Raw genomic sequence first — 12884 nt, forward strand, 5'->3', positions numbered from 1 at the left:
TGCGCCCGGCAGGTTTGATCGCCGTCGCAGCAAAGACGCGGCAAGGACGGCCCGCCCTACGCGGCGCAAAGCGCTTTCCGGGTGTCCATCCCCCCGCAGATGCCAGCTCGACAATGAGCCTCCGTGGCTCTTGCCAAGGCCGCTGGCTTGACGCTGTTTGGAAACTGGCAGGTGGTTTCGCCCGTATCCGCGAACTGAGCGACTGCCGTCGCTCGACGGCCGTCGGCCCCCACGCTCAGATATCGCCGGATAACTTACCGCTCCTGCGACGATGCGCATCCCGCCTTCGGGAAACGTCCGTGCGAAGCGGGCGCCTGTTCGTCAGTCGGTGTCGCGATCGAACTGGTTGACGATGCGCATGGTCGCCTTCCTCTGGGCGTGACGCACGTCGGCATCGTTCCTGCTTTTCAGCATCAGGTGAGCGGCACGCACCGCCGGCAGCGCCACCGGCTTGTAGCCGGGCTCGATTACGGGATGGGCCGTGGAATTAAGCTTTGGCTTACGCATAGTTCACTCCTCAGTCGAACACTGCCCAGGTCGTTCATGCACCTTGACGAGGCGCGATCTGAGACCGGACACGACGGGAGCGTGCCCGCCAATGGAGGCGAGCGTTTGATCAGACGATTCAAGATTTGTTGCGGTCTGAAATGACGTTTCGGGTTCGACCGGATGAACCGGAACCTCCCAACTCCCCAATCGTGTCGAGGAACCGGCACTTATCCTTTGCCTGCTGGCACTCTTTGGCGAACGGCAAGGGGCACAGGAAACGAAAGCACTGGCCGCACCTTGACAAGGGCGGCCACGCTCGGTAAGTTCACTATATAGCACGCGTTCAACATATTGAACAAGGAAAAAATCGCGATGAGCGGCCGGGGCGCGGAAAGAATTTTGGACCTGATCGAGTGGCTGGCGTCGCGCAGCGAAGCCGTCTCGCTCGCCGAGGTCGTCCAGGCCCTTGCCCTGCCGAAGAGCAGCACGCTGCTTCTGCTGCGCACCCTAGTTGAAGCCCGGTACGTCACCCGCCAGACCGACGGACGCTACCTGTTGATCCGGCTCCCGGGTGAGCCGTCGGAGGCAAACAGCGGCTGGGGCACGATCCTGCGGGTGGCTGAGCCGATCCTTCGCGAAACGGTGGCGGCGATCGAGGAGACCGGCTTCATCGCCGTGCTGACGGACGACCGGCAGGTCCGCTATCTCAACAAGATCCTGCCCATTCGCGAGATCCGCTATGACCGCGATATCGCCACACAGCGTGTCGCCCACTACGTCGCAAGCGGACTGATGCTACTGTCCGGCCTGACGGACCAGGAGCTCGAAACCTATCTCGGCCGATCCGTCCCGACCGAAGACGATCCGCATGCCATCGCCGAGCGCGTGAGCGCCGGCCGCCGAGAAGGCTATGTCGCCAACCTCTACGGCCGGGTCGAGGGTGCCGCCGGCGTCGCGGCGCCCATTCGCGATCCTGATGGCCGCATCGTAGCCGTCGTCAATATTTCCGGTCCACGCGAGCGGATCGCCAACAATCTCGATCGCGTCACCGAGGCGACGGTCGAAGCCGCGCGTCGCGCAAGTGAGGAGCTCTCGCGACGCATTTTCAAAAATGGGAAAACCCACGGGAGGAATTGATGTCCTATTTGAAGAGAGAGCTCGCCGGTTGGCTGCTGGCCGCATTGGCGATGGTCTCGACCAGCGCCTTTGCCCAGGAGCCGAAGCTGCCTGAGTACTATCCGGCCGATTACGGCCAGATCGTCGAAGCCTCGCGCAAGGAAGCTGGCCTCGTCGTCTACTCCAACATGGCCGACAACAACTGGCAGCCTGTCATCAAGGGCTTCAACGAACTCTATCCCTGGATCAAGATCGAGACGCTCGACCTCGGCTCCGGCACCGTGCACACCCGTTGGGAAGCGGAAGCTGGCAGCGGTGCGCGCACCGCCGACATCCTGGTCTCCGGCGCAAACGACCGCTGGGCACGTTATGGCAGCGAGAGCCGCATGCTCGATTATGCCAGCCCGGAAACCGAACGCCTGCCGGGCTTCGCCAATCCCTATCCCGGCATCTACGTGATGTCGGCGGACCCGCTCGTCATCACCTACAATGCCGCGCTGCTGCCGGTGGGCCAGCGCCCGACCGGTTTCGCCTCGCTCGTCAAGGCGGCAGCCGCCGACAAGGCGACGTTCGACGGCAAGATCACCACCTATGACGCCGCCCGCAACTCCTTTGGGCTTGCTGCCTGGTGGAAGACGCTGCAGGTCAAGGGCGACGACGGCTGGAAGGGCTTGCGCGAAATCGGCCCGATGATCCGCGGTGAAGTCTCAGGCGGCCCGATGAACGAGAAGATCGCCACCGGCGAATATCTCGTCGGCATCGCCGTGTCCGGCATCACCATCTTCCCCCGCCTGGAGCAGCCCGGCGGCGAGATCCTCGGCTTTGCCTTCCCCGATGACGGAACGCCGGTCATGCTTCGCGGCCTCGGCATCCCGAGCGAGGCGGCCAACCCGAACTCGGCAAAACTGTTCGTCGACTATCTGCTCAGCCAGAAGGGCCAGACGCAGGTCGGCAAGGGCGGACTGACGCCTTATCGCGAGGACGTCGAAGAAGCCGAGGTTCGCTACACCTATCAGGCGATCGCTGCCAAGGTAGGCATGGAAAACCTGATCGCCGTCGGCTTCGACAAGGCGATCATCGATGACGCTGCGGGCTTTGCCACCAAGTGGACCGCCGCGATGGCCGGCAACTAACGGGCCTCGACTCAGCAACCGTCGGCCGCGATACGGTCGGCCGGCGGTTCCTCTGCCCTCATTTTCAACTCTACGAAGCCTGACGACCGTCTTTCGCGTTCGCGGACGGCTTTCGAGGACTATTGCCATGACCGAGCTCACAGCAGGGTCGGCACCGAGCGCCACGCGTGACCGGTCGACCATCACCTTCTGGGCGGTAAGCATCTTGACCACGATCCTGGTGATCGGGCCGATTGCGCCCATTATTCTCCAGGCCTTTCTCGACCGGCCGCTCTACAAGCCCGACGCCGTCGTCACCGCCGGCAACTTCGTTCGCCTGTTCACCGAGGCGGGCATGGGCAAGATCGTGCTCAACACGCTGTTCTTCGCCGTCGTCACGATGGTCGTTGCCCAGCTGTTCGGCTCGGTTATGGCCGTCATCGTCGGCCGCACCAATCTGCCCGGGCGCAAATGGATCGGCGAGATCCTGATCTGGCCCCTTTTCGTCAGTAATCTCGTCATGGCCTTCGGCTGGTTCACCATGTACGGACCGTCGGGCTATATCACCCTCGCCTTCAAGGCGAGCACCGGGCTCAGCCCGTGGAACCTCTACAGCCTGACCGGCATGAGCATCGTTGCGGGCTTGAGCCAGGCGCCGCTCGCCTATCTCATGTGCATCGGCGCCGTCACCAAGGCCGATGCCCAGCTGGAAGATGCTGCCCGCTCGGCCGGCGCCAGCCCGATGCGAGCGCTAATCAGCATCACCGTACCGATGATGCGGCCGGCCATGGTCTATTCCGCTGTTCTGAACTTCGTCATCGGCATCGAGATGCTGGCAATCCCGTTGGTTTTCGGCGGCCCGAGCGGCATTCATACCGTCACGACCTTCCTCTATGACCAGGGCATCAACGCCGCGGTGCAATCCGACTACGGCATCGTCGGCGCCGGCGCGGTCATGCTGCTTGTGATCGTCGGTCTGCTCGTCTGGCTGCAGGGCCGGTTGATGAAGGACAGCGGTCGCTTCGTCACCGTGCGCGGCAAGGCCTCCCGCCCCTCGCTCGTCGACCTCGGACACTGGCGCTGGGTCGCATTCGCCGCCGTCGCGGCCTATGTGCTCTTCACCATCGTCGCCGTCTTTGCGGGCATCTTCATGCGCGCCAGCGTCAGCTTCCTGACGCCGCTGGTCCCGTTCTGGAAGCTACTGACCCTTGCCAACTTCGAGCTGATCTTCAATCAGCCGGGATATGTCAGGGCGATCCTCAATTCCGTCGTCATCTCCTTCCTCGGCGGCATCATCGGCACCGCCTGCGTCGTGCTCATCGCGCTTGTCGCCAAGCGTTCCGAATTCCGCTTCCGCCGCGCGCTGGAATATGTCGCGCTGTTCCCGCGCTCGCTGCCCGGCATCATCGCCGGCCTCGGCTTCTTCTATGCCGTGGTCTGGGTCCCGGGCCTCGACATGATCCGCGGCACGATCTGGATCCTGATCGCCGCCTTTGTCGTGCGCTACATTCCGATCGGCTTCGGTGCGATCGCACCGGCGCTGTCGCAGATCGGTGAGGAGCTTGACCGCGCCTCGCGCATTTCCGGCGCCGACTGGTGGACGACGGTGACGCGCATCGTCCTGCCGCTGTTGAAGCCGGCGCTGTTTTCCAGCTTCGCGCTGCTCTTCATCCACTTCTTCAAGGAGTATGTGACGGCGGTCTTCCTCTATCAGCCGGGCTCCGAAATCATCGGCTCGACCATGCTGCAGCTCTATGCCCAGGGCGACAACGGACCCGTCTCCGCCCTTGCCACCATCCAAGTCATCATCACGGCCTTGTTCGTCTTCATGGCGCGCCGTCTGCTGGGAGCCAAGATCTATGGCTGATCTCATCCTCGACAACCTCTCCATCAACTACGGCTCCTACAAGGCCGTCAGCGAAGTCTCGCTGACCATTCCGAAGGGCGAGTTCCTGACGCTGCTCGGCCCCTCCGGCTGCGGCAAGTCGACGACGCTTTTTGCAATTTCCGGACTGAACCACGCGACATCGGGCGCAATCCGCATGGGCAATCGCGTGCTCTTCGACGGCAAGACCAAAACGGTGGTGCCGCCGGAACAGCGCAACATCGGGCTCGTCTTTCAAAGCTACGCGCTTTGGCCGCATATGTCGGTGGCGGAAAACCTCGCCTTCCCGCTGAAACTGCGCAAGATCGGCCGCGCCGAGCAGGACAAGCGCATAAAGGAAGCGCTTGAACTGGTCGAGATGGCCAAATTCGCCGAGCGTTACCCCTTCGAGCTTTCCGGCGGCCAGCAGCAGCGCGTGGCGCTCGCGCGCGCACTCGTCTATCGACCGGGCCTGCTTTTGCTTGACGAACCGCTGTCCAACCTCGATGCGAAGCTGCGCGAGCGCGCCCGTGTCTGGTTGCGCGAGCTTCAGGAACGTCTCGGCGTCACGACCGTCTACGTGACCCACGATCAGGCGGAAGCGCTTGCGGTTTCCGACCGCATCGCGGTGATGGACACGGGGCGTATCCGCCAACTCGGCACCCCGAAGGAAATCTACGAGACGCCGGCCGATGCCTTCGTCGCCGACTTCATCGGCTCCTCGAACTTCCTGACAGGTACCGTGGTCGATCGCGCCGCCGGCATCGCCAATGTTCGCCTCGAAGACGGAACGATGATCAAGGCGAACACCGGCCGGAACGGTGCTGACGAAAAAGTCGTGATTGCCGTGCGTCCGGAGCGGCTGCAGATCGTCGGCAGCGCCGGTGAAAACGTCGTACAGGCAACCGTTCAGGGCGGCTCCTATCTCGGCTCCGTCTATCAGTACGAGCTGACAGGCGCCGGCAGCACCTTCCGCGTCCAGACCGCGCGCGAGGTCGCCGCCAAGCATGTCTTCGTCTATGTGCCGCCGGAAGCCTCGACGCTGTTTGCCGCGCAATCCCGGCCGCAGGCCTGAGCCCTTAAACGCGGAGCACCTCATGACCAAGGAACCCAAAAGCTTCGACGCCGCCGCCAAAGGCCCGCTTGACGGCATTCGCGTCGTCGATCTGTCGCGGCTGGTCGCGGGCAACATGCTGTCGCTGCAGCTCGGCGATTTCGGTGCCGACGTCATCAAGGTGGAGCCGCCGGTCGGCGACCCCTTGCGCGACTGGCGCGACGGCGGAAGCTCGCTCTATTGGAAGACCTATGGCCGCAACAAGCGCTCGGTCATGCTCAACCTTCGCGAACCGGCTGCGATGGGTGCCATGCTCAAGCTGCTCGACACGGCGGATGTGTTCATCGAGAACTTCCGCCCGGGCACGCTCGAGGAGATGGGCATGGCGCCGGAGACGCTGCTTGCCCGCAATCCCGACCTGATCGTCGTGCGCATTTCCGGCTTCGGTCAGACCGGTCCTTACGCCACCCTGCCGGGGTTCGGCACGCTGGTGGAAGCGATGAGCGGATTTGCCGCCCGCACCGGCTTTCCCGATCGGGAACCGGTACTGCCGCCGTTGGCACTCGCCGACATGATCGCCGGCATCTACGGATCTTCGGCTGTCAGCATGGCGCTGCTGGCGCGCCAGCGCGGCACGGCGCGCGGGCAGGTCATCGACCTGTCGCTGCTGGAGCCGATGTTCTCGGTGCTCGGACCGGAGGCCGCGATCTACAAGACGACCGGCAAGATCAAGGAACGGGTCGGCAGTGGCTCCAACACGACATCGCCACGCAACGTCTATCGATGCGCCGACGGCAAATACGTCGCGCTGTCCGGCTCGACCCAGGCGGTTGCCAAACGTATCTTCGAGATCATCGGCCGTCCCGAAATGATCACCGATCCGCGCTTTGCCACCAATACCGACCGGGTCCGCAACCGGCCGCTGGTCGACGAGGCCGTCAGTGCCTGGTTTGCGACGAGGGAGCGCGACGACGCACTCGACGTCATGCGCCGGGCCGGTGCAACGGTCGGGCCGGTCTACAACATCGCCGATGCCTTCAGCGACGCGCATTTCATCGAGCGCGAGGTTTTTACCGAAGTGGAGGATCGTGAGCACGGGTCGCTGCCCATGCACAACATCCTGCCGCGGATGTCGGCGACCCCCGGCGTCTGGCGCAACCCGGCACCGGCGCTTGGCGAAAACACCCGCGACGTCCTCAACGAAGTCGGCCTGTCGACCGACGAAATCGACCTGATCATGGGGGGAAGAACCGAATGATGCTGCGCTCGCTACTTTATGTTCCCGGCAGTTCGCCCCGCTTTCTGGAAAAGGCCCACGAACGCGGCGCCGATGCCATTATCATCGACCTCGAGGACGCGGTCGCCGCCAACGAGAAGGACGCGGCAAGGGTCGCTCTTGCTCGAACCGTGCCGATGGTTGGCCAGCGCGGCGCTGCGGTGATCGTGCGGATCAACACCCATGACGAAACGACGATGCTGGCCGACGCCAGTGCGGCCTGCGAGGCCGGCGCACTGGCGCTCTACATTCCCAAGGTGTCTTCGCCTGAAGTCCTGCATCAACTCGATCGGCACCTGGAGCCGCTGGAATCGGCCGCGAACCGGCCGCCGATGCGGTTTGCGCCGCTGATCGAAGATCCCGCGGGATTGCTCAACGCCACGTCGATCGCCACAGGCCCGCGGGTCTTCGCCTTGTCGGCTGGTGGCGAGGACCTTGCGACATCCATGGGCGCCCAGCCGACGCCTGAGGTTTTGCGCATACCGAAGCTGATGATCCACTACGCCGCGAAGGCCGCTGGCGTCCTCTCCTTCGGGCTGCTGCGCAGCACGGCCGACTATGCCGACAAGGAGGGATTGGCTGCAGCCATAAGGGAAGCCAAGGACTTCGGTTTCGACGGCGCCACCTGCATTCACCCGAGCGTGATCTCGCTGCTGAATGACGGCTTCTCGCCTTCCGCGGAAGAGCTCGACCGCGCCCGACGGCTGATTGCCGCCGCCGATGCCGCCGCACTGACCGGGATCGGTGCCTTCACCTTCGAGGGCAAATTCGTCGACCTGCCGATCGTCACGCGCGCCCGCGGATTGCTGGCGCGCACCGCGGGCTGATCCAACCGCCCGGCGACCCCGCATCTATCCTGGAGAACAGAGTGTCCGACTTTCCAGCTGCCGAGAACCATACAAACCGCAAATGGCGCGTCCTTGTAACCCACAACAGGATTGCCGAGAGCGCCGTCGCGCTGCTCAACGCCCATGACTGCGATGTCTTCTTTTCTCCACCCTATGACGCCTCGGATGTCGTCGCCGCACGCGCCGCCGATCTCGGCGTCGACGCGATCATGGTGCGGCAGGGCCAGATCAACGAGGCTGTCATTGCCGCGTCGCCGAAGCTGAAGGTCATCGTCAAACATGGCGTCGGCGTCGACAATGTCGATATCCAGGCCGCCGCCGATCGCGGCATACCCGTGTTGCGCTCGATGGGCTCGAACGCGCGCGCAGTCGCCGAACACACGATCGCGCTTTCGCTGGCACTGATCAAGGAGATCGCACCGCTGACCGCGGCGGTCAAAGGCGGCCAATGGCCGAAACCGACCTTCATGGGGCGCGACATCGCCGGCACCCTCATGGGCCTCATCGGCTATGGCTCGATCGGCCGCGAGACAGCGGCCATGGCGCACGCACTCGGCATGGACGTCATCGTCTACGATCCGCATGCCGCAGCGACACTCGCTCAGGGGAACATAACCGCCATCGACGACGTCGACGAGCTTGTCGCCCGCGCCGACATCGTCAGCCTGCATTGCCCTTTGACGGCGGAGACTCGCCACCTGATCGATGCCCGTCGCCTGGCGCTGATGAAGCCGACGTCCTTCATCGTCAACACCGCCCGCGGCGGCATCATCGACGAAGCGGCGCTCGCCGTCGCCCTGCGCGACAGGCGTATAGCGGGTGCCGCGCTCGACAGCTTCGCAGCCGAACCGCCGGCTGCCGACAACCCGCTCTGGGCCTCGCCGCTGGTGCTGGCGACGCCCCACATCGGTGGCGTCACCCACGGCTCATCGAAAGCGATGGCCGAAATTGCCGCGCGCCACATCATCAGCGTCCTCAACGGCCAAGCGCCTGATGCCTTCAGCCTTGCGGCTCCGCAGAGCCTCGGCCTGCGCAAGGCGACCGCCTGAAGCTTTCCCGGGAAACGCGAGGCGGATTTCCGCCGGGAAATGCATGAAAACAACGAGATAGAGCGTTTCTACGACCCGCCTAAACCGGAAACGCTCGAGAGTTCCAGAAGGAAGACCACATGCCCATCGGTTTCAGAGTAAAGAACAGCATGAAGCGTATCGACGCTTCCTATGTCGAGGCCTTCCGCGTCCTGCCCGTCGCCAACGTGTCAGACAGCATGTCGCGGCTTGTCGCCGGCGGTGATCGGCTACGCCCGATGCATAGCGGCGGCGTGCTCGCCGGCCCGGCGCTGACGGTCAAGACCTGCCCGGGCGACAACCTGATGCTGCACAAGGCAATCGACATGGCGGCACCGGGCGACATCATCGTCGTCGATGCCGGCGGCGACACGACCAATGCGCTGATGGGCGAACTGATGCTGGCGCATGCGGTCAAGCGCGGCGTTGCCGGCTTCGTCCTCAACGGCGCAATCCGCGACGCCGAAGCCATCCGCGCCCAGCCCTTGCCGCTCTATGCACTTGGCGTCACCCATCGCGGCCCGTACCGAACGGGACCGGGCGAGATCGGCTTCCAGATTTCCATTGCCGGCATGGTGATCAATCCGGGCGACCTGATGCTCGGCGACATCGATGGTATCGTCTGCGTGCCGAAGGCGGATGCCGAAGCGGTCCTCAAGGCAACCCGGGCCAAACAGGATGCCGAAGCCAAGCAGATGGCGGCGACGCTTTCTGGAACGATGGACAGGTCCTGGGTGGACCGGGAACTCGAGCGGCTGGGCTGCGCCCTGGTCGACTAGCCTGCTCGATCAAAAGGCGCGGACCAAACACGACCGGGTTCCCCACCCGGTCGTTTTACGACGATAACTGCCCGACCGTTTCAACAACGCAGTGATCGACGTGGCCGCCAGCCGGTTGTCGGCCAAGCGCCCCGTTACGCGGCGTCTGCGACGCCCGTGCCTTCCGCCATCAGAGCCTCGTGGACCCGCCGGTCTAGACGCGACCTAACAAAAGCTGCGCGACATACAGCGCTCTGGCACGAATGCCCCTATTTTGGCCAGTTCCTCTCTCGAGCGAGAAGGTCGGGAGCCGTAGTGTCTGCCCATGCCGACGTTAGATGTCGCGAGGGAGCCGACGATGAAAAGCACGCTGTTTCCTTAAATCCCATTCGATTTAAGGATGAAAGCATGCAGCAATTCAAAGTGCTACAGCGACCTTTGCGCGTCTAATATGCCGCGCGGCGCTGTAGATACCTACATCGCCGACGCCAGTTTCTGCTCGTGGCAGCAGCCCTGGCCGCCACTGGTGCAACAGCGAGGAGCAGGGCCATGGCCGAGGAAACGTCCAAGAATGTCGTAGGCGGCAACGGCGTCACCATCGCCACGGGGACCTTTGGCGATCCCTTAGCGCCGCCGGTGCTTTTGATCATGGGTGCGATGGCCTCGATGATGTGGTGGCCCGACGAATTCTGCCGCAAGCTGGCGGCAAGCGGGCGCTATGTCATCCGCTACGACAACCGCGATACGGGGCTTTCCACCAAATATGCCCCCGGCAATCCTCCCTATTCGATGGAGGACATGGCCGGTGATGCAGTTGCCGTGCTCGACGCCTATGGCATTGCATCGGCTCACCTCGTCGGCATGTCGCTCGGCGGCATGATCGCTCAGATCCTGGCGTTGTCCGCTCCGGAACGGGTGTCGTCGCTGACGCTTGTCAGCACTACGCCAATGGGACTCGAGCTTGAGCTTCCACCGATAAGCACTGACTATATGGAACACGTCGCTGCGGCCGAAAGCGTTGACTGGTCGGATCGGACACAAGTGATCGATTTCATGACGAAGGACGCCCGCATGGTCGCGAGCACAGCCCACCCCCATGACGCGAACCGGATCCGTGCCTTCATCGAGCGGGATCATGATCGCTCGGGCGGCCTACTCTCCGCCACGAACCACTTCATGCTTCAGGGCGGCGACACTGTCAAAGGCAAGCTCAAATCGCTCGAAGCGCCGCTGCTGGTAATCCATGGCACCACCGACCCGATCTTCTCGGTCGAGCATGGGATGGCCATTGCCGAAGTTGTGGCCGGCTCCGAATATCTTCCGATCGCCGGCGGCGGGCATGAACTTCACAGGGCCGATTGGGGTATCATCATCCCGGCCATTGTCAGACACACGGACTAAAGCCAGGAAAAGTGCGAGGCGGTTTTCCTGGAAATGTGCAAAAACAAAGAGATAGAGCGTTTCTGCTACCTCGTCGAAACCAGATGCGCTCTCGGTGAAGGCAGTATCCCGCCTGCACAATATGGGTCGAAAGTACGCAGCGCCGACAACGTGCTGCGTGCTCTCGCCGTTTGGCGATGAGACAGCGAGGCGCCTGCGCCAACATCAAGGTCCGCGCTGATGAACGTCAGCGACAACGGGTTCTGTTGCGGGCAATATCTCGCCTGATTTCCTTGAGCGTGTGTCGCAACTCGGCAAGAGTGCCATCATCGCTGAGAGCGGTGCTGGTGCACTCGAGAAAATCGAGCTTGAGCTCCAGCTCGTCGTGTCGTTCGATCAATCCGGCCAGTATTCGAGACGTGCGCATGTCATACCCATCAAACGTCGGCGCCGTCATGGGCGGGCGCGGACGTCAAGATTGCTTCGCGGTCTCCGATACCCCTCCTGTGCGACAGTTTGTTGAAGCGTGAGCGCTTTCGCCTCGAACCGTTCCTTCAATTGAAACGTGCATGCCCATAGTCTGCGCGCCGATCCGGCCATATATTCCCGGCGGCGCTCACCCAAATACGTCCCGATGGTTACTGGCTGAGCGAAAACCGAAAACGCGCAAGGGAGATGTTTTGATGTATTACGCCATCCTCGCCTATCACGAAGAGGGAGTGGTCGAATCCTGGACCGAGGAGGAGGACGCGGCCCTGATGACCGACCTGCTCCAGGTCAATGACCGCCTCGTGCGGGAAAAATCCTTGGGCCCGGCGGCACGGCTTGGCCCCACCCAGCATGCAGTGACGCTGCGAGGCAAAGGCGAGGGCATTGTCATCGACGGCCCCTTTGCCGAAACCAAGGAACAATTGCTCGGTCTCTACGTCGTGGATTTTCCAACGCTTGAGGCAGCCGTGGCGGCAGCCCGTGATCTGCGCCGCGCCAACCCGACGGCCACCTATGAGATCCGGCCGATTTCGCTTTATCTCCCCGGCACGTCATTGGATTTCAAGGAAGAATAATAGTAAGCAATGCCTTACAATTAAAAATCGGGCTCGCCGATAGGGAGAGCCCGTTCTTCTTGCGTCTGCCGTTGCGACTTGTTCGAGGCTATGAAGCGCCAGCTGCGCACGATCAAACAGCGATGCGACGGTTGCCACAGCAGATGGTCACCTCGCCGATCGCTTCCAGACGAAACGCCCTTCCGGCCAGCGTCAGTAAAACCTTCCACGAGTGGAAATCCTCGGGGTTTGCGCTTGTTTGCACTGACTTTCGACGCCGGGAAAAGCCTGACCGCGGCAACGAAGCGGATCAAGCGACCTCAGCCCTGCCGGCGACGACACGGTTCCAATCGTCCTGCCGCAGCCGGAAGCACATCCACGGCGACGGCGTGCCCGAGAGGTCCAATATCGCGTCATAGAGATGCGCCGCACCGAGCTTGGCAGTCGCCTTTCGCGAACGAATGTTTGTCGGCGCGATATGGAACCAGACTTCCGGATAGGTACCGAAGGCATGGCCGAGCATCAGCCGCTTCAGGTCGAAGTTGGTGCCGCCGCCCCAATAGGCGTTGTTGAGGAAAGTAAAACCGATCGAAATGCTGTCCGGCATGTCAGGAGCGACGTAGTAGCGGGAGCATCCGATGATCTTGTCGTTTTGCCGATCTATCGCCACGAGCGTCGTTTCGCTTGCAAGCAACAACGCGAAGTAGGGCTCGAAGTTCTCCCGCTTGTAGCGATCCGTTGCTGGATGCCCTGCCCAGACGTCGGGATGGCTTGCTGCGGAGTAAAGGCCCTCGAGGTCTTCCGGCCGCAGCGGCCTGAGGAAGATGGCCTCGCCGCTCAATGCCGGTTGTGGATCGAAATCAGACTTGAACATGCT

Annotated in this window: 13 protein-coding genes; 10 read left to right on the top strand and 3 right to left on the bottom strand. The window is 62.8% G+C overall.

The annotated features are described in order from the left end of the window. Positions 1 to 321 precede the first annotated feature (321 nt). Positions 322 to 507 (bottom strand): hypothetical protein, encoded by a 186-nt coding sequence (locus BKP54_RS22125; protein ID WP_025429502.1) that lies wholly within the window; start codon positions 505 to 507, stop codon positions 322 to 324. Between the two features lie 354 nt (positions 508 to 861). Between BKP54_RS22125 and BKP54_RS22130 the strand changes: the two genes are divergently transcribed. The 9 genes from BKP54_RS22130 (at position 862) to BKP54_RS22175 (ending at position 10985) form a co-directional block, all read left to right on the top strand. Then, complete coding sequence (locus BKP54_RS22130) at positions 862 to 1626, top strand: IclR family transcriptional regulator C-terminal domain-containing protein (RefSeq protein WP_057207610.1); 765 nt, start codon at positions 862 to 864, stop codon at positions 1624 to 1626. Further along, on the top strand, positions 1626 to 2738 hold the full coding sequence (locus BKP54_RS22135) for an extracellular solute-binding protein (protein ID WP_084814959.1): 1113 nt from the start codon (positions 1626 to 1628) through the stop codon (positions 2736 to 2738). The genes BKP54_RS22130 and BKP54_RS22135 overlap by 1 nt, the downstream gene beginning before the upstream one ends. 127 nt (positions 2739 to 2865) lie before the next feature. Then, complete coding sequence (locus tag BKP54_RS22140) at positions 2866 to 4584, top strand: iron ABC transporter permease (RefSeq protein WP_057207612.1); 1719 nt, start codon at positions 2866 to 2868, stop codon at positions 4582 to 4584. Further along, a complete protein-coding gene (locus tag BKP54_RS22145; protein WP_084814960.1) occupies positions 4577 to 5656 on the top strand; it encodes an ABC transporter ATP-binding protein in 1080 nt (359 codons plus the stop codon). Before BKP54_RS22140 ends, BKP54_RS22145 begins: the two co-directional genes overlap by 8 nt. 22 nt (positions 5657 to 5678) lie before the next feature. Further along, on the top strand, positions 5679 to 6893 hold the full coding sequence (locus BKP54_RS22150) for a CoA transferase (RefSeq protein ID WP_025429507.1): 1215 nt from the start codon (positions 5679 to 5681) through the stop codon (positions 6891 to 6893). After that, positions 6890 to 7738, top strand: a complete 849-nt coding sequence (locus BKP54_RS22155; RefSeq protein ID WP_198956861.1) for a CoA ester lyase — start codon at positions 6890 to 6892, stop codon at positions 7736 to 7738. The genes BKP54_RS22150 and BKP54_RS22155 overlap by 4 nt, the downstream gene beginning before the upstream one ends. Positions 7739 to 7779: 41 nt before the next feature. After that, complete coding sequence (locus BKP54_RS22160) at positions 7780 to 8808, top strand: hydroxyacid dehydrogenase (protein ID WP_084814961.1); 1029 nt, start codon at positions 7780 to 7782, stop codon at positions 8806 to 8808. Positions 8809 to 8927: 119 nt separating this feature from the next. Continuing rightward, the gene (locus BKP54_RS22165) at positions 8928 to 9605 is read left to right on the top strand and encodes an RraA family protein (protein ID WP_084814962.1); all 678 of its coding nucleotides are present in this window, start codon (positions 8928 to 8930) and stop codon (positions 9603 to 9605) included. 528 nt (positions 9606 to 10133) lie between these two features. Then, entirely contained in the window at positions 10134 to 10985 is an 852-nt protein-coding gene (locus tag BKP54_RS22175) for an alpha/beta hydrolase (protein WP_084814963.1), read from the top strand. 226 nt (positions 10986 to 11211) lie between these two features. Here BKP54_RS22175 and BKP54_RS22180 read toward each other — a convergent pair whose 3' ends face one another. Further along, a complete protein-coding gene (locus BKP54_RS22180; protein WP_025429512.1) occupies positions 11212 to 11421 on the bottom strand; it encodes a hypothetical protein in 210 nt (69 codons plus the stop codon). A 226-nt stretch (positions 11422 to 11647) separates the two neighbouring features. Here BKP54_RS22180 and BKP54_RS22185 point away from each other — a divergent pair, with 226 nt between their 5' ends. Then, on the top strand, positions 11648 to 12028 hold the full coding sequence (locus BKP54_RS22185) for a YciI family protein (protein ID WP_057224371.1): 381 nt from the start codon (positions 11648 to 11650) through the stop codon (positions 12026 to 12028). 289 nt (positions 12029 to 12317) lie between these two features. Here the strand turns inward: BKP54_RS22185 and BKP54_RS22190 are convergent, their stop codons facing one another. Then, positions 12318 to 12881: a GNAT family N-acetyltransferase gene (locus BKP54_RS22190; protein ID WP_084814964.1), complete on the bottom strand. Its 564-nt coding sequence runs from the start codon at positions 12879 to 12881 to the stop codon at positions 12318 to 12320. Between the last annotated feature and the right edge of the window lie 3 nt (positions 12882 to 12884).

It is taken from the genome of Ensifer sp. 1H6 (genome assembly GCF_001976035.1).
GTDB classification, from domain to species: Bacteria; Pseudomonadota; Alphaproteobacteria; order Rhizobiales; family Rhizobiaceae; genus Ensifer; species Ensifer canadensis.

What these genes read in the sequence shown, in the direction of transcription:
- BKP54_RS22135 (WP_084814959.1), top strand. Translation starts at nt 1,626, where the DNA reads ATGTCCTATTTGAAGAGAGAGCTCGCCGGTTGGCTGCTGGCCGCATTG.
- BKP54_RS22180 (WP_025429512.1), bottom strand. Translation starts at nt 11,421, where the DNA reads ATGACGGCGCCGACGTTTGATGGGTATGACATGCGCACGTCTCGAATA.
- BKP54_RS22175 (WP_084814963.1), top strand. Translation starts at nt 10,134, where the DNA reads ATGGCCGAGGAAACGTCCAAGAATGTCGTAGGCGGCAACGGCGTCACC.
- BKP54_RS22165 (WP_084814962.1), top strand. Translation starts at nt 8,928, where the DNA reads ATGCCCATCGGTTTCAGAGTAAAGAACAGCATGAAGCGTATCGACGCT.
- BKP54_RS22190 (WP_084814964.1), bottom strand. Translation starts at nt 12,881, where the DNA reads ATGTTCAAGTCTGATTTCGATCCACAACCGGCATTGAGCGGCGAGGCC.
- BKP54_RS22155 (WP_198956861.1), top strand. Translation starts at nt 6,890, where the DNA reads ATGATGCTGCGCTCGCTACTTTATGTTCCCGGCAGTTCGCCCCGCTTT.
- BKP54_RS22145 (WP_084814960.1), top strand. Translation starts at nt 4,577, where the DNA reads ATGGCTGATCTCATCCTCGACAACCTCTCCATCAACTACGGCTCCTAC.
- BKP54_RS22140 (WP_057207612.1), top strand. Translation starts at nt 2,866, where the DNA reads ATGACCGAGCTCACAGCAGGGTCGGCACCGAGCGCCACGCGTGACCGG.
- BKP54_RS22150 (WP_025429507.1), top strand. Translation starts at nt 5,679, where the DNA reads ATGACCAAGGAACCCAAAAGCTTCGACGCCGCCGCCAAAGGCCCGCTT.
- BKP54_RS22130 (WP_057207610.1), top strand. Translation starts at nt 862, where the DNA reads ATGAGCGGCCGGGGCGCGGAAAGAATTTTGGACCTGATCGAGTGGCTG.
- BKP54_RS22185 (WP_057224371.1), top strand. Translation starts at nt 11,648, where the DNA reads ATGTATTACGCCATCCTCGCCTATCACGAAGAGGGAGTGGTCGAATCC.
- BKP54_RS22125 (WP_025429502.1), bottom strand. Translation starts at nt 507, where the DNA reads ATGCGTAAGCCAAAGCTTAATTCCACGGCCCATCCCGTAATCGAGCCC.